Origin of the sequence: Algibacter sp. L3A6 (assembly GCF_009796825.1) — a bacterium.
GTDB lineage: Bacteria > Bacteroidota > Bacteroidia > Flavobacteriales > Flavobacteriaceae > Algibacter.
In genome coordinates this window covers 3,494,210-3,510,951 of sequence record NZ_CP047030.1, presented here as the reverse complement: position 1 = coordinate 3,510,951, position 16,742 = coordinate 3,494,210, and the positions used below count along the sequence as shown (strand labels likewise).

Here is a 16,742-nt window from a genome sequence, read left to right as displayed (position 1 = left end):
AGGTTTAATGTTATAGCATGTTGTTATGCTTTTAGAGATTGCAAAAAAAGAAAATATTAAGCTGTTCTAATTTACCTTATTGTTATCTCATTATTAAATAAACCATAACTTACAATTCCAGCCTTAAATCGTTAAAAAACACAAAATCAACCATATAAACATCTTTCAAAACATTAATATGAAAGTAAATATTTATGTTTTGTTTTCAATTTATTAACATAGTATTAAACTTAACAGTCTACTTTTGTGCCTCTAAAAAACCCAACTTATTTTATGAAACATTACAACACTTTACTCCTTCTATTTTTTAGTTTTAATTTGTTTGCGCAACACGATGCTTTACATATTAATCAAATACAAGTTATAGGTTCTCATAACAGTTATAAAAAGGCTATTGAAGATAAATTGTATACCTTTTTAGAATCACAAAGTGATAAGATGCAATCTCTACAATACGATCATATCTCAATACCAGAACAGTTAGATTTAGGCTTACGAAATTTAGAAATAGATGTTTACCTTGATACAGAAGGCGGGAAATTTGCAAATCCTAAAGGTTTACAGTTTGCCGAGGCGCAAGAAGATTTTGACCCAAATAAAGATATGACAAAACCAGGTTTTAAAGTTTTGCACATACCTGATATCGATTTTAGATCGCATTACAATACTTTAGAAGCTTGTTTAATGGCCATAAAATCCTGGTCTGATGCTAACCCAACGCACGAACCTATATTTATAACTTTAGAAGCCAAAGATGGAGACACTAATAGATTTGGAACTACACCTGAAGCCTTTACTGAAGTTGGTTTTAAAAAATTGGATGATGCTTTAATTGCTGGTCTTGGCAAAGATAAACTTATAACTCCGGACGATGTTAGAGGTGAGCATGCCACCTTAGAAGAATCTGTTTTAAATAATAACTGGCCAACTTTAAAAGCTTCGCGCGGAAAGTTTCTTTTTATTTTAGACGATGCAAAAGCTAAGCGCGCTTTATATATTAAAAACCATCCGTCACTAAAAGAGCGTGTTTTGTTTGTAAATGCAAAACCAGGAACTCCTGAAGCTGCAACTTTAATCATAAATAACCCAGAGAATGAAACCATATCAGGTTTAGTATCTAAAGGCTATATTATTAGAACACGTGCCGATGCCGGAACAAAAGAAGCGAGAGCAAATGATTATAAACATTTTGAAGATGCAAAAAAATCTGGTGCACAAATTATAACAACCGATTATTATTTACCAAGTCGATTTTTTGAAAGTGATTACCACATATCTTTTGAAGGAAAAACATATGTGCGTGAAAACCCTATATCCTCGAAGGAATAAGGTTTTATAGTAGAAGAATTAAAAACGTCTGAAATAAATTTAGGCGTTTTTTTATTTAAAAAGTCTCAAGATTTAAATGGAATTTCTTTCAATATAATTAAATACATTTTTTACTTGATCTTTTTTATTATTTAAAACCAAATAAGCCGCTTGGTCACCCATAGCTTGAAAATCTGTACTAACTACGCTAATTCCTAAAAGATCTTTTAAAGGTGTATCGTTGTATGAAATAATACCGATATCTGTTCCTAGAACCAAGCTCTTTTTACGCACTTGGCGTACTAAGTTTACCAAATCATTTTCTTCAATAATAATAAAAGCATCTTTGCTATCAAGATCCATATGATCATAAATTTGATCTAGAACTTCAAATTCAAAATTAAACTTCGCACAAAACTTCTGAAAGCCATGCACAATGCGTTTTGGATATGGATACACCAACTTATCTGGATATACCAAAACAAGCTTGTCATAATTTTTAAGTCTTTCTAAACCTTCTTGTAGCGCTTCATAAATATCTTCTTTGAAATCTTGATAAACGGCTCCATAATTACCAGCGATATCAATTTTACTGTTATCAAGAATAACTAATTTATCTTTAGGAATTTTATCTATAGCCAGTTTAACAGGCGCAGTTGTACTAATATGCTTAGAATCTTGAGATTTAAAATGTGGCATGATTACGTAATAATCGAAGGCTCCTAAATTTTTCTCTAAGGTTTTAATAAAAATAGATTCTTCGCAATGATAAACAGATAGTGTAACAAGCGCATCACTACCTAAGTTTTTTACAAACGAATTATAAATCATCATTTTATAATTGCTCAGCTTGTTAATCATGAAAAACACATTGACCTTAGAAATTAAATCTGTTTTCGCTGTATAAAAACCTTTTCCTTTAACTGAAACAATAGCTTTTTGTTCCTTCAGTTGTCGGTATGCTTTTTCTACCGTATCTCTAGATAAATAGCAAGATTCGCTCAACTCATTTATAGATGGTATTTTTTCGCCAACCGATAGTTTTCCCTTCGAAATATCGTTGACAATAGAATCGACTATTTGCTTATATTTTGGTACACGAGAGTCCTCGTTAATTTTTATTTCGAATGGTTGTGCCATATAAATTGCAGTAAAAATAACTATGAAAGAAACATGATAATCTAATTTCAGCTTATATCAGTGTTGTAAACGTACATCAAAACTATTGATATTCTAAAAGAATTCTATTTTGAAGACATGTTATTCCGTATCATTTTGTTTAGTAAAATTACAATAATCCGTCAATTCCCTGTGGGTTTTAACATTTAAGTCGAATAAATTGACTTTATATACATAAAACTTCAGTTAAGTCTCAAATTGAAATTTCAACATGTATTAAAATAAATAAGGTTGAATTTTTAGAACCTCGATAAAATTGTGAGCTTTCTAAAAATTCAACCTTAAAATTATAATTTAAATATCGACGCTTACAACCCTAAAAGTTGTGGTAAATACATTGAAATTGCAGGGATATAAGTAATTAAAAGTAATACAACAACCATAATAACCAAAAATGGAATTAACGGTTTAATTACTTGCGATACCGAAACATTGGCAACACCACTACCCACAAAGAGAATGGTGCCCACAGGTGGTGTACACAACCCAATACAAAGATTAAGTACTAAAACAATTCCGAAATGCACAGGATCCATACCTAAAGCAACTACTACAGGTAAGAATATTGGTGTGAAAATTAAAACCGCTGGCGTCATGTCCATAAAGGTTCCGATAATTAAGAGCACTATATTAATTACTAAAAATATAACTATTTTATTACTGAACTGTTCTAATAAAAAGCTACTAATAAGCTCCGGAATACCTTCAAAAGAAAATAACCAAGACATAGCCATAGAAGTACAAATTAAAAACATCACTACTGCTGTAGTTTTTGCACTAGTTAATAAAATAGATGAAAAGTCTTTAGGTTTTACATCGCCATAAATTAATGCTAAAACAGCAGCATAAAGCACGGCAATAGCAGAAGCTTCGGTAGCCGTAAAAATACCAGCTACAATACCACCAACTACAATTACTAACAATAGTAAACTAAAAAATGCTTTTCTAAAATACGTCCAAATTAAAGATAATGGTGCACGATCTCCTTTAGAAAACTTACGTGTAATAGCTACAAAGGCAATATACCCCATGATAGCAACACCTAATAAAATACCTGGTAAATACCCCGCAATAAATAGCGCTGCTACAGATGCTGTACCACCACTTGCTAAAGCGTAAACAATTAAAATATTACTTGGCGGAATTAATAAACCTGTAGTTGCCGAGGTAATATTTACCGATGCACTAAATTCTCTTGGATACCCTTCTTCTTCCATTCTATCGGTCATGATACTACCAATGGCAGAAGTTGCTGCAATAGCAGACCCAGAAATAGCACCAAATAACATAGATGCTAATACATTAACATATGCCAATCCTCCTGGTAAACTTGCTACTAAAGATTTGGCGAAATTTATTAACCTATTGGCTATACCGCCTTGCTTCATAATTTCACCTGCCAATACAAAAAATGGAATGGCCAAAAGTGCAAAACTATCAATACCGGTCGTCATTCGTTGCGCAATGGTTGTTAGACCTGGTAACTTATCAATATTTAACAATAGACTTATAGTTGTGGAGATACCAATACTATAAGCTACTGGTACTCTTAACATCAATAATGTAAAGAAACTTACAAATAATACGATAATACTTATTACTTCAATACTCATAATTATTCGGTTATTTCGTTAGCATTAATTTTTCCTAAATGGTATACAGAAAAGCATATAATAAAAAGGCCACTTATAGGTAAAATAGCATAAATGTATCCTAAAGGAATACGTAATGTACCAGACAATTGTCCTAAATGTAATGTGGTATAAACTAAATTAAAACCACCAATTACCATAACCACCAATGCAAATAATAGAATACATATCTCGATAAATATGAGTGCTTTTTTCTTGGTTTTACCCGAGAACTTTTGATACAAGAAATCCATAGACAAGTGCTCTCTTTTTCCGCTTAAGTAAGCTGCACCAAGTATAGATAACCATATTAATGAGAAACGCGCTAACTCTTCGGTAAATGCAAAAGATGTGTTTAACACATATCTAGAGAACACCTGACTTAAAACATCAATAACCAATAATCCGAATATGAAAACTAAAATGATTTCCATAATCTGACATACTTTTTCAAAAAGAATATCTGCTTTTTTCATACTTATTGATTTTTGATTTTATTGATCATTTCACTCATTTCTGGATGCTGTTTTACAAAAGCTTCTAATACAGATTTAGATTGCTCTTGAAATAATGATTTATCCGGAATTATAATTTCTACACCAGCTTTTCTAGCCGTTGCCATAGATTCTTCAACTGAATTTTGCCAAAATACTTTTTCGGCTTGCGATGATTCATCTGCTGCTTCTTGAACCCATTGTTTTTCTTCAGCAGTTAATTTCTCCCAAAACTTGGTTCCAATTAACAACACATCGGGCACTGAAGAGTGCTGATCTAAAGTATAATATTTACTTACTTCGTAATGATTTGATGATACAAATGATGGCGGATTATTCTCCGCGCCATCTACCACACCTTGCTGTATAGCGGTATACAACTCACCATAAGCCATTGGTGTTGGCGAACCGCCAAGAGCCTCTACCATATTAATAGCCATTTGGTTGTTCATCACCCTAATTTTAAGGCCTTTTAAATCTTCTGGTTTACGTATCGCTTTATTCGATGTATAAAAACTACGGCTACCAGCATCATAATAGCACAGGCCACGTAACCAAAATTTACTTCCTTTTTCTAAAATAGATTTCCCTACTTGACCTTCTAAAACATCATATTGGTGTTGCTTATCTTTAAATAGATACGGAATACCTAAAATATGATATTCTGGCACAAAGTTAGATAAGGTTGCCGCACTTACTTTTGTAACTGCAACACTTCCTATTTGAAGTAACTCTAAAGCTTCACGCTCGGAACCTAATTGGCCATCAGGAAAAATTTTGATTTGTATTTTTCCTCCAGATTTTTCGTTTAAAGCCTTTTGAAATTCTAAAATCCCTTTGTGAACGGGATGTGTTTGCGGTAATGTATGTGCCAAATACATCATTTTAATATCGTCGTCTTTTTTGCAACTCTGCATAACGAACAAAATTAAAAAGGCACATATTATTCTATTCATCATTCTTATTTAGTTTAGTTTGGTTTAGTTTGGTGTTTTAGTCTAGTCGTTAAATTTAAAATATTCAACAGCGTTAAAATAACAAATGTTTTGAATTATTTTTCCTATAAATTCTAAATCATTTGGGATAAGTCCATTTTTAACATCTTCTGCCATAAGGTTACATAAAATGCGTCTAAAGTACTCATGTCTAGGGAACGATAAAAAACTACGACTATCCGTTAGCATACCTACAAAACGACTTAATAAGCCCATATTAGAGAGTGTATTTAGCTGCTTCTCCATGCCATCTTTCTGATCTAAAAACCACCAACCAGAACCCCATTGCATTTTACCTGGAGCATCTGCATTTTGAAAATTCCCCATCATAGTAGCGAATACTTCGTTTTGCGATGGATTTAAATTATAGGTAATGGTTTTAGCTAACTGATCGGTTGATTCTAAAGCATTGAATAATTTCGACATAAATTCTGCCATAGGAAAATCGCCAATAGAATCGCAACCCGCATCTAAACCAACTTGAGATACCAATCGAGAATTATTGTTTCTAATTGGGCCTAAGTGATATTGTTGTGCCCAATCGAATTCGTGATATTTTTTTCCTAAGTATAAAAACAGAAACGAACGATATGTATTTATTTCTAAAGTTGAAAGCGTTTCGTTTTTTAATTTCTTTTCGAAAATCTCATTAACATCTTCGTTAGTAAAATCGACCATTTCTAAGGCTTCTCCAACTCCGAAATCTGATAATTTACAGCCTAAAGCATTAAAATAAACAATACGTTCATCAATAGCTTTCAAAAAAGTTTCTAACGAATCTATTTTGAAACCAGCTGTATTCCCTAACTTTTTTAAATAATTTAAAAAGCTAGATTTCCCAATAAAAAAAAGGTTATCAGCTCTAAACGTTGGTAATACTTTGGTATAAAAATCGCCTTCTGAAATTGCTTTATGATATAATAAATCGTCCGTTGGATCATCGGTTGTACAAACCACTTCCACCTTCATATCTTCCAAAAGTTGTGCAGGTGTTTTGTTTTCTAAAACACTATTCGTCTTCTCATAAATAGCTTCGGCTGTACTAGGTTGTAGAATATCGTCAATATCGAAATAACGCTTTAATTCTAGTTGTGTCCAGTGAAAAAGCGGATTTCTAATAGTATAAGGCACTGTTTCTGCCCAATTTAAAAATTTATCTTTTTGCGATGCTTCCCCGGTAATATTAATCTCTTCGACACCATTGGCACGCATACCACGCCATTTATAGTGATCTTCCTTTAACCAAGCTTCAGTAATATTTTTAACTGGCTTATTCTCTGCTATTTTTTGAGCAGATAAATGGTTGTGATAATCTATAATTGGTAAATCTTTGGCATACTCATGATATAATATTTCGGCAATATCAGACTGCAACAAGAAATTATCAGTTATAAAGTTTTTTGATTTTATGGTACTCATAATTTATACACTTTTCGAAATTCCAAACTCCAATCCTCTCAACTCTGCTAAACCACGCAATCTTCCAATTCCAGAATAACCTGGGTTTGTTTTCTTATGTAAATCATCTAACATTTGGTGTCCATGATCAGGACGTACAGGAATTAAAGCATCTTTCATACCTGCAGCTTTACGGCGTCTTTCTTCAAAAACAACCGCTTTTACTACACTGTACATATCAACATCACCTTCTAAATGGTTAGCCTCGTAAAAGTTTCCTTTTTCATCACGTTGTGTGCTTCTAAAGTGTAAAAAGTGTACACGATCGGCAAAACGCTCGAATATTTGAACCAAATCATTATCTGCTCGAACCCCTAAAGAACCTGTACAGAAAGTAATTCCGTTAGATCGATCTGGTACTTGCGCAAATAAATAAGCATAATCTTCCTCTGTACTCACAACTCTAGGCAAGCCTAAAATAGCGTAAGGTGGATCGTCTGGATGAATGCACATTAATACCTCATTTTGTGAGGCCACAGGAATAATTTCTTTTAAAAATGCTGCTAAGTTTTCTCTTAATTTTTGCGCATCAATATCAGCATAAGTATCTAATATTGTTTGAAACTGCTCTAAGGTATACCCTTCTTCTGCTCCTGGTAATCCTGCAATTATATTATTAATTAATTGCGTTTTATCTTCTTCGGAAAGGTTTTCGGCGTAAACTTTAGCTTCGGCTTGTAATTCTGAAGAGTAATCGTTTTCTGCACCCGGACGTTTTAATAAAAATAGCTCGAAAGCAGCAAAAGCAACCACATCAAATCGAAGGGCTTTAGAACCATCTTCAACTTCAAACCCTAAATCGGTACGTGTCCAATCTAAAACAGGCATAAAATTATAACATACAATATGGATACCACAAGATGCTAAATTTTTAATACTAGTTTTATAATTTTCAATATACTCTTGAAAATTTCCTGAACGTGTTTTAATCGTTTCGTGTACAGGTACACTTTCTACAACACTCCAAGTAAGACCCGTTTTTTCAATAGTATCTTTTCTTTTTTGAATTTCTTCTACAGTCCACACTTGTCCGTTAGGAATATGGTGTAATGCAGAAACAATACCTGTTGCTCCTGCTTGTTTTATATCGGATAACGATACGGGATCATTTGGCCCGTACCAACGCCATGTTTGTTCCATAATTTTTAATATTTAATTATAAACTTACAAGATTAACACCTTGCAGAATTTGATTTATTTAAACACCACTATAAGCGCTAAAACCACCATCGATAGGGATTACTACACCTGTTACAAATGATGCGCCTTCGCCACATAACCATAAAGTTGTACCCACTAAATCTTCTGGCTCACCAAATTTACCCATTGGTGTTTGCTCTATAATTTGATTACCACGTGCTGTTAAACTACCATCACTTTCGGTAAGTAAACTTCTATTTTGATCGGTTAAAAAGAAACCTGGGGCTAATGCATTTACACGAATTCCAACTTTAGAAAAGTGTACAGCTAACCATTGTGTAAAGTTTGATACAGCAGCTTTTGCGCCACTATATGCAGGTATTTTAGTTAAAGGTGTAAAAGCATTCATAGATGAAATGTTTAAAATACTACACCCTTTTTTACCTACCATATCTTTAGCAAAAACTTGAGTTGGTAATAAAGTACCTAAAAAGTTTAAATCGAATACAAACTTAATACCTGTAGGATCTAAATCGAAAAAGGTTTTAAAGCCTTCTGCTTTATTTTCTAAATCTGCTTCAGCAAAATGAGGATTAGAAGTTGTCCCTAATGGGTGATTCCCTCCTGCTCCGTTTATCAAAATATCGCAAGCACCTAATTTAGCATTCACAATATCTTTAGCTTCTTGCAACGATTCTTTTTCTAAAACATTGGCAGCAACACCAATTGCTACACCACCAGCGGCATTAATTTCGTTTGCAATAATATCTGCGGCTTCCTTACGCAAATCTAGAACGGCAATTTTATGACCTTCTTTTGCTAATGCTTTGGCTAATGCGCCACAAATAACGCCTCCTGCTCCTGTTAAAACAATTACTTTACTCATAGTTTTGATAGTTGAATTTTTCTTTAATTTTGCGTTTTCGTGTACGCACACACAAATGTAACGAAAAAAAATAGTGTGCGCACACAAAAAATGAAAAATATTAACTAAATTGCTTGAAATTAAAGTTATACATTTCAGTTTCTAATTGCTTCGTATAAAGTTAAACGTGACCCATTTAAGATGATTACAATAAAAGATATAGCAAAAGAAGCCCAAGTTTCTGAAGGTACCGTAGATCGCGTTATTCACAATCGCGGTGGTGTATCTAAAAAAACAGAATTAAAGATTAGAGAAATTCTAGATCGGCATAACTTTAGTGTAAATCCTATTGCGAGTGCGCTTGCCATGAAAAACAAACACACTATTGCAACGCTAATGCCTAAACATAATGCTGACGATTTATTTTGGAAATCGCCACATATGGGTATTTTAAAAGCGGCCGATGATTTAAAAACGTTTGGTATTCAGGTTAATAACTTCCTGTTTAATCAATACGATGCACACTCCTACTTCGAGACTTTTAAAACTTTATTAGAATCGAAACCTACAGCAGTAATTATGGTGCCAAACTTTTCGAAAGAAACGAAAAAAATAGTAGCACTTTTAGAAGATAAAAACATTCCTTATTTGTTTTTGAATATTGATATTGATGGCTTTAAAAACATGGCTTTTGTTGGTCAAGACTCTTATAATGCTGGATATATTGCTGGAAAATTAATGCATTTTAGTAGTCCGAATGCTGAAACTTTTTTAATTCTACAAGCACGACATAACATACTAAAAAACAACGCGGTATCGAACCGAATTAAAGGATTTAATGATTATTTTTTTAAAAATAATTTAAGCTCCAAAAGTCAAACTTTAAAGTTAGACAGCCTAGATAATACCTTAGAAACGAAAGAGAAAATAAACAACTATTTAATTGAAAACCCTGAAATTAAAGGGATTTTTGTGCCTTCGAGTAGAATTTATATTATTGTAGATTGTATTGAAAATAAAACTTTAGAAAATATTAAACTGATTGGTTTTGATAATACGCCGCAAAACATAGAATGCCTATTAAACGATTCTGTGTCTTTTTTAATATCGCAAAAACCATTCGATCAAGGCTATGAAGCCGTGCGTATATTAACCGATTATTTGGTTCAAAATAAAGCACCAAATTCTAAAACATTTTTACCTATCGATATTCTTATAAAAGAAAATGTAAAATATAACGAACGTAGTGAATATATGTTTGAAAGTGAGCAGAGTTAAAACTAACTCTTCTCCTCTTTCGAACGTTTTATAATTTCCTTTAATCGCTCTTTTCTTAAAGCAATTTCGGCTTTTTTCTTATTCTTCTTTTGATCCATTAACCTAGAATGCTTTGCTTTGTTTTTCGTGTTTTTATCACGCCCTGTTTTTCCCATAATGCTACTTAGATTTCAGTAATTTATTTTGCTCTTCCATTAAATCGGTAAGGCGTGCTAATAATTCAATATCTTTAGGTGTTGTAACCGTTTTATCTTCAGAATCTTGTGCTTTATTTCTCAATCTATTCATAAACTTCACTACGATAAAGATAGTAAAACCAATAATTAAAAAATCGATTAAAGCTTCACCTAACGCACCATAACCAATAGCAACCTCATCGGTTAAAATTTCTCCTGAAGCATTAAGAACAGCATCTTTAAGGATAAGGCGCTGATCTTTAAAGTTAACACCGCTAGTTAATAAAGTTAATGGAGGCAAAATTACTTTTTTCGCTAAAACATCGATTACCTTATTAAATGCAGCACCAATTATAATACCAACTGCCATATCCATCATGTTACCTTTTACGGCAAACTCTTTAAATTCTTTAAATAACTTCATACCCATATTAAATTTTTATGCAAAGATATTAGTTTGAATTTTTAATTTTCCTCGCTTTTAGAATTAAAGCAAAGAAATAGTAGTTAATTACGATATATACCTCATTATAACCTTAAACATGCATAAACACAAATATTACCATATTAAGGAATAAAATTAAATATTCTATTTTAAAGGAATATATTTTGAGATAAACAAGAAAAGTAATACATTTGATAAAGAAGCCCATAATAAAATGACTAGCATAATAACCGGAGATATTATTAACTCAAAATCGAGCGAACCAAAAAAATGGTTAGATGCTCTTAAGGAGGTTTTAAACCAATATGGCCGTCAACCCAAGCAATGGGATGTTTTTAGAGGCGATAGCTTTCAATTAGAAACAGCTCCAGAAGACGCTTTAAAAGCAGCCGTTTTAATAAAATCGAGTATTAAACAATTCAAAAATATTGATGTTAGAATTGCCATAGGTATTGGCGAAAAAACCTATACATCGGACAAAATAACAGAATCTAACGGTACCGCTTTTATAAACTCAGGAGAATGTTTTGATGATTTAAAGAAAACAACTCTCGCTATTAAATCGCCTTTTGAGCAGTTTGATTTACAAACTAATATTATGTTCGAATTGGCTTTACTGACTATAAACAGTTGGACCACAACCTCAGCAAAACTTATAAAAACGGCTATAGAAAATCCAGAACTTACTCAAGTAGAGCTTGCCAACCATTTTGAAACCACACAAAGTAATATTAGTAAAGGCCTTAAACGTGGTGGTTTCGACGAAATTTCTAAACTATTAAACTACTATAACGCACAAGTAAAAACACTATGATTATACTTTTTATAAAACTCATACTTGCTCATTTTATAGGTGATTTTCTATTGCAACCTCAAAAGTGGGTTACACATAAAGAATCTAAAAAGCATAAGTCTAAATATCTATATTATCATATTTTAGTACATTTTGCCGCTTTACTTGTAGTGCTTCAATTTAACTTTGAGTATTGGCTGGCGTTTGTGTCAATTATATTATCTCACTACATTATAGATCTTATTAAGCTAAGGCTGAAAACAAAATCGAACGGACGCCTGTTATTTGGTTTAGATCAATTAGCACATTTAATAGTGATAGCTATTGTTGTTAGCATCTATCAACCTTACGAGCTAAACATAAACTCACTTTACAATCCTAAATTCTTATTATTTATCACTGCGCTTTTAGGTGTTACCGTGGTTTCATCTATCATTATGAAAACTGTAATTTCTAAGTGGTATTTTAAAGAAAACAATAGTAATCTATCTTTAGAAAATGCTGGTGCTTTTATTGGTATTCTTGAGCGTTTGTTTGTATTTGCATTAATTATTACACAACATTGGGAAGGTATTGGTTTTATAATTGCTGCGAAATCGGTGTTGCGTTTTAGCGATTTATCTAAAGCTAAAGACCGTAAGCTTACCGAATACATCTTAATAGGAACTCTGTTAAGCTTTGGTTTAGCAGTTATTTTTGGGGTGACTTACGAGTACGTATTATCGCTTATTCAATAATTTTAATATCTATAGACGTTCTAGCTTGCCAACCTGTTAAATCTGTTACCGAGTAAGCGCAGTGATAATCGCCCGTATCAATATCATCAGGGATGGTTAAACTAATATTTATTTCATAAGAAGTTAAACCTTCTTCTATTGTGAAATTTTCGACGTAGATAAATGGATTAACCGCTGTTTTCACATCTCCCAAATCGCAAGTTTCTTCTTGATCGTCGTGCGTATGATGGTCAAAATTATGATGAATATCCAAACTATAAGCAGCCAAGGCTAAATTATCGGTAACCATTGCTTTAAACGTATAGGTTTCGCCTTTTACAAGTTCTGTGCAGGCCTGTGGAAACCCTTCGGTGTAATTAATACTTATTGTTGGTTTTTCTTCGTCTTTATTTGCACTATCATCTCCGGAGCAGGATACTAATATTAAAACAAACAATACGCTTAGGTAATTATATTTTGATATAAATTTCATTTTATTAGTTTTAAAAACCGCATAGCACCATGAGCTGCTATGCGGTATAATTGTATTTATTCTACTGTAATATCTATATGAGATTCGTATGTTTTTGTATTTCCTTCTTCATCTTCAACAACAAAGCTTAAATGATATTCTCCAGCTGGTGTTGTAGCAGGAACATCAAAATGCTCATGGAATTCTATTTCAGTTTCTTCATGGTAACCATCTAAAAACTCTTCTTCGTAATCCCATTCTACTTCCCCTTCACCTACAGTAACGCCATCGGCATGAAAATCAACTGTAATATTGTGGATGCCGTTTACTGCATCAATCATAAACTCTACATGAAAATCATTACCTCGTACCACTGTAGAATCTATAGACGCTTCACTTATGGTGATACTATCTAAAATTTGCAGATCACCTTCAATCTCTGTGCTATTACCTTGCTCATCAACAACCGTTAATTCTACATGATATTCTCCAACAGGGATATTATTTGGTATATCTACATGCTCATGAAATGTAGGATTGATCACTAAATAATTAGCATCTGTAAATACTTGTTCAAAATCCCAATCTACCTCATCCTCACCTGGAGTTAAATCGTGAGCATGGATAGAAAGTGTAATACTACTTACTACGGCTTCGGCAGAAATAACAGCTTCTAGATGAATATCTGAACCTTTATAAGCTACTAAATCTGTAGAATGTGTAGAACCTTCGCCATACTCAAAACCAGAGATCACAGGAGCGTCTAGTGTTTCAGTATCATCGCTACTACACGAGTTTAATAGGAGTCCGAAAATAGCTGTAACGGCTAATACTTTAAAATTTGTTTTCATTTGTTTGTTTTTAATAATTAATTTGAATTTATTTAAAAAGGTATTGTTAAAGAGAGTGATATATTCCTGCCCGCCTCAGGTACATCGATTAACCTATAGAAACTGGTGTGGTCGAAATACGTTGTATGGAATACATTATTTAATTTTAATCGCATTTCTATAGGAAGGCTATTTTTAGAGGTGTTTAGTTTAGAAACAAAAGCCATGCTTAAAACCTGATAGCCCGCTGTTACTTGTTCTGGTGGTACAATTTCGTTTTGAGCTCCTGCTACTTTTAATTCTGCGCTTAATTTCGGACTATTAAAAAATAGCAAATCTTTAAATTGATAATTAGCCGAAAGCCTACCAGATAATGGTGGAGAAAAAGGCAGTGTAAAATTCTTTTTGGGTCCGCTAGTTTGTCTAGAGTACACATATTCCGCAGAAACATTTAGCGTTACATTTTTTAGCACCGTACTACTTGCGCTTAGCTCACCACCAACCCTAAAAACCTTAGCTTGTGTATACTCGTAAATTTGTAACGTTTCGTAATAACTAGACGTTGGATTTAAATAGATATAGTTATCGAAAAAGTTAACAAAAGGACTTAGGGCTACACTAAACTTATTAGCACTATAATCTACCTCCATATCTAATTGATAGGATGCTTCGGGATCTAAATCCAGATTCCCTTTTTCGTAACGATACATATGATAATTAACCCCATCTGAAGCCAACTCATTAGATAGAGGCATTCTAAAACTCTTTCCTATATTAATTTTATACGTTGTTTTATTACGTAAATAACTAAGGCCTAAAGAAGCACTTGTACTTCCAAAATTCAAAGTTTTATCTTGAGATCTCTGCAGATAAATATTAGAGATTGTATTATCGTCATTATTTCGAGTAGACGGATACCAATCAAAATAAGAGTGCGTATCTACAACACCAAAATCATATCGAATACCAGCTTGTAGATGTAAGTTTTTATTAATTTCAAATTGATCGTAACCAAAAGCACCAACAGTAAAACGAGTATATTCTGGAATTAAAAACCCCCAACCGCCAATATTGTTATCTTGATATTCCATATTCACCCCCAGAACCACATCATGCTTAGCATTAGGTTTAAAAACATCTTTAACATTTAAAGTGTACGTGTTTTTATTAAAAGCACGCTCTTTACTATCGGGTGGTGTTGGCATATAACCATGTGGTATAGGCTCGGAGTGTTCTTCTCTATTATTATTTTGGTAACCTAAATCTAAATGAAATGTATGGCTCCCTAAATCTAACGATGTATTGTTTGTAATTTTAAAATGATTCACCTTGTGGTATGGTAAATCGACATCTCTACTAGAACTATCATAATCTATACTAGAAGTTCTAACTTCTAAACCATGAGCATTAGCAAAAAAACCGTTTTTAGCATTCACGTTACTAAATGATGTTTCCGTAGTAAAACCCTGTGAAGTATACCCAATATTAAAACTAGCATTCGCTTCTAAACCTGCGGTATTTCTTAAATGATTGTCATGCAGTTCAAAAATATAATTTTCGTAATTAATTTTATCTGTTGGTACTTTGTAATCACCATAATCTCTTAAGGTTAAACGGCTACGATAAAACCAATTTTCCTTTCTGGCCTTTACGCCTACCGATATACCTAGTAAATCATTATTACTTTCACCTAAAAGATTAACCTCGCCATTAAAGGAGTTTATAGCAGGTATTTTATTAGGTTTTATATCTACAACACCCGCAATAGCATCGGCGCCATATACTAAAGATGCCGGACCTTTAATTATCTGTATATTCTCTATACCATATTGATCTATTTCTAAACCATGATCATTTCCCCATTGTTGTGCCTCGTGTTTTATTCCATTTTGCACTACCGCTACCCTATTAAACCCTAAACCTCGAATTACGGGTTTAGATTGCCCAGAACCAATATTAATGGTACTTACTCCAGGGATTTTACTTAAGGTCTGCATTAGACTGTTTTCCCGGTTTTGATTTAGAAATTCTTTGGATACCTTATAAGAAATTGTTGAAGACTCCTTATCTCTTCTTTTACTAGTCTTCCCATTAACCTCAACAGTATCTAAATTTGTTACAGCTTCATCTAAAGCCACATAAATAAGATCCATATTACGCCATACGTGCACATTAATAGTTTTAGGCGCATAACCTATATGAGACACATTTAAAACGTAATTACCATTAGTAATGTTTTTTATTATAAATGAACCATCTGAGGATGAAATAGAAAAAAAACCGTCTCCAATAATATTGACACCTTCAATAGGTTGTAAAGTTTTTGCATTTACTACCAAACCTTTTATAATTAAAGAATCTTGGGTACATGCCATGGCGTATAGACTAAAACACAGCCAAATACTTAATGTTTTGTAAAACATATTAATGTTATAAGATTGAAAAAATAGCCCTTGAGAGCGAGCGAAAACCAAACCTAAACATGGAATTTATTAAGACAACATGGCTTATCTAAAACCTCATTATAAAAAATGAAGTTTTACATATATGCCATAAGGGCTATAAAACCCTTAGGCATAATGTTGCTATTAAAAAATTAAACGAAATAGGGTATTATAACATAAATGGTGGAGGTCTGGAAAAGAGCTGATCTTTGGAAGACGAGCTTGCCAGTATAAATTTATAATTCTGACTAATTTCTTTAGGAAGAAGATATTCAATATCATCTAAAGAAAAAGTAGAAAAAACAGGAGTAATTAGAGGTGTTAAGTTATTGGTTATCGCGTGATCGCATATGTTACAATGTACAGCATGATCATCATCGTCAGCATGAGACAATACATGAAACCCTGCCATTTTCATTGAGAAGAAAATAACAAGTAAAAAATAAGTAATACTATTTTTTATGCGATTGGTTTTCATTAATTTATATTAATACTATAATTAAACTAGATTTATGAAA

The 16,742-nt window shown here is 32.7% G+C and carries 17 protein-coding genes; 4 read left to right on the top strand and 13 right to left on the bottom strand.

The features are described 5' to 3' along the window. The first annotated feature begins 273 nt into the window (after nucleotides 1-273). A complete protein-coding gene (locus tag GQR98_RS14590) occupies nucleotides 274-1,329 on the top strand; it encodes a phosphatidylinositol-specific phospholipase C1-like protein (RefSeq protein WP_159020138.1) in 1,056 nt (351 codons plus the stop codon). 72 nt (nucleotides 1,330-1,401) lie between these two features. Here the strand turns inward: GQR98_RS14590 and GQR98_RS14585 are convergent, their stop codons facing one another. From GQR98_RS14585 to GQR98_RS14555, 7 genes are all read right to left on the bottom strand, one after another. Beyond that, the gene (locus GQR98_RS14585; protein WP_159020137.1) at nucleotides 1,402-2,448 is read right to left on the bottom strand and encodes a GntR family transcriptional regulator; all 1,047 of its coding nucleotides are present in this window, start codon (nucleotides 2,446-2,448) and stop codon (nucleotides 1,402-1,404) included. A 347-nt stretch (nucleotides 2,449-2,795) separates the two neighbouring features. Beyond that, nucleotides 2,796-4,100 carry a TRAP transporter large permease gene (locus tag GQR98_RS14580; protein WP_199270209.1) on the bottom strand — a complete coding sequence of 435 codons (1,305 nt, stop codon included), beginning with the start codon at nucleotides 4,098-4,100 and terminating at the stop codon, nucleotides 2,796-2,798. A gap of 2 nt (nucleotides 4,101-4,102) precedes the next feature. Continuing rightward, complete coding sequence (locus GQR98_RS14575; protein WP_159020136.1) at nucleotides 4,103-4,594, bottom strand: TRAP transporter small permease; 492 nt, start codon at nucleotides 4,592-4,594, stop codon at nucleotides 4,103-4,105. 2 nt (nucleotides 4,595-4,596) lie between these two features. Next, the gene (locus GQR98_RS14570; protein ID WP_233268016.1) at nucleotides 4,597-5,571 is read right to left on the bottom strand and encodes a TRAP transporter substrate-binding protein; all 975 of its coding nucleotides are present in this window, start codon (nucleotides 5,569-5,571) and stop codon (nucleotides 4,597-4,599) included. A gap of 39 nt (nucleotides 5,572-5,610) precedes the next feature. Continuing rightward, the gene (uxaC, locus tag GQR98_RS14565; RefSeq protein WP_159020135.1) at nucleotides 5,611-7,026 is read right to left on the bottom strand and encodes a glucuronate isomerase; all 1,416 of its coding nucleotides are present in this window, start codon (nucleotides 7,024-7,026) and stop codon (nucleotides 5,611-5,613) included. Nucleotides 7,027-7,029: 3 nt separating this feature from the next. Beyond that, entirely contained in the window at nucleotides 7,030-8,205 is a 1,176-nt protein-coding gene (uxuA, locus tag GQR98_RS14560) for a mannonate dehydratase (RefSeq protein ID WP_159020134.1), read from the bottom strand. A 58-nt stretch (nucleotides 8,206-8,263) separates the two neighbouring features. Continuing rightward, on the bottom strand, nucleotides 8,264-9,091 hold the full coding sequence (locus GQR98_RS14555; protein ID WP_042495374.1) for an SDR family oxidoreductase: 828 nt from the start codon (nucleotides 9,089-9,091) through the stop codon (nucleotides 8,264-8,266). Between the two features lie 180 nt (nucleotides 9,092-9,271). Between GQR98_RS14555 and GQR98_RS14550 the strand changes: the two genes are divergently transcribed. Then, a complete protein-coding gene (locus GQR98_RS14550) occupies nucleotides 9,272-10,348 on the top strand; it encodes a substrate-binding domain-containing protein (protein WP_159020133.1) in 1,077 nt (358 codons plus the stop codon). A gap of 2 nt (nucleotides 10,349-10,350) precedes the next feature. Here GQR98_RS14550 and GQR98_RS19015 read toward each other — a convergent pair whose 3' ends face one another. Beyond that, a complete protein-coding gene (locus GQR98_RS19015) occupies nucleotides 10,351-10,503 on the bottom strand; it encodes a hypothetical protein (RefSeq protein WP_162857627.1) in 153 nt (50 codons plus the stop codon). Nucleotides 10,504-10,507: 4 nt separating this feature from the next. Further along, nucleotides 10,508-10,948: a large conductance mechanosensitive channel protein MscL gene (mscL, locus tag GQR98_RS14545; protein WP_042495371.1), complete on the bottom strand. Its 441-nt coding sequence runs from the start codon at nucleotides 10,946-10,948 to the stop codon at nucleotides 10,508-10,510. A 235-nt stretch (nucleotides 10,949-11,183) separates the two neighbouring features. Between mscL and GQR98_RS14540 the strand changes: the two genes are divergently transcribed. After that, nucleotides 11,184-11,783 carry a SatD family protein gene (locus tag GQR98_RS14540; RefSeq protein WP_159020132.1) on the top strand — a complete coding sequence of 200 codons (600 nt, stop codon included), beginning with the start codon at nucleotides 11,184-11,186 and terminating at the stop codon, nucleotides 11,781-11,783. Further along, the gene (locus tag GQR98_RS14535; RefSeq protein ID WP_042494864.1) at nucleotides 11,780-12,499 is read left to right on the top strand and encodes a DUF3307 domain-containing protein; all 720 of its coding nucleotides are present in this window, start codon (nucleotides 11,780-11,782) and stop codon (nucleotides 12,497-12,499) included. Before GQR98_RS14540 ends, GQR98_RS14535 begins: the two co-directional genes overlap by 4 nt. On the opposite strand, the gene GQR98_RS14530 is transcribed toward GQR98_RS14535, so the two are convergent. The 4 genes from GQR98_RS14530 to GQR98_RS14515 form a co-directional block, all read right to left on the bottom strand. After that, nucleotides 12,489-12,971, bottom strand: coding sequence for a DUF4625 domain-containing protein (locus tag GQR98_RS14530; protein WP_159020131.1), 483 nt, complete (start codon nucleotides 12,969-12,971; stop codon nucleotides 12,489-12,491). The two genes, GQR98_RS14535 and GQR98_RS14530, sit on opposite strands and share 11 nt — an antisense overlap. Nucleotides 12,972-13,027: 56 nt before the next feature. Next, nucleotides 13,028-13,801, bottom strand: a complete 774-nt coding sequence (locus tag GQR98_RS14525; protein WP_159020130.1) for a DUF4625 domain-containing protein — start codon at nucleotides 13,799-13,801, stop codon at nucleotides 13,028-13,030. Between the two features lie 32 nt (nucleotides 13,802-13,833). Further along, nucleotides 13,834-16,203 (bottom strand): TonB-dependent receptor, encoded by a 2,370-nt coding sequence (locus tag GQR98_RS14520; protein ID WP_159020129.1) that lies wholly within the window; start codon nucleotides 16,201-16,203, stop codon nucleotides 13,834-13,836. A 190-nt stretch (nucleotides 16,204-16,393) separates the two neighbouring features. Further along, nucleotides 16,394-16,702, bottom strand: coding sequence for a hypothetical protein (locus GQR98_RS14515; RefSeq protein WP_159020128.1), 309 nt, complete (start codon nucleotides 16,700-16,702; stop codon nucleotides 16,394-16,396). Nucleotides 16,703-16,742: the final 40 nt, after the last annotated feature.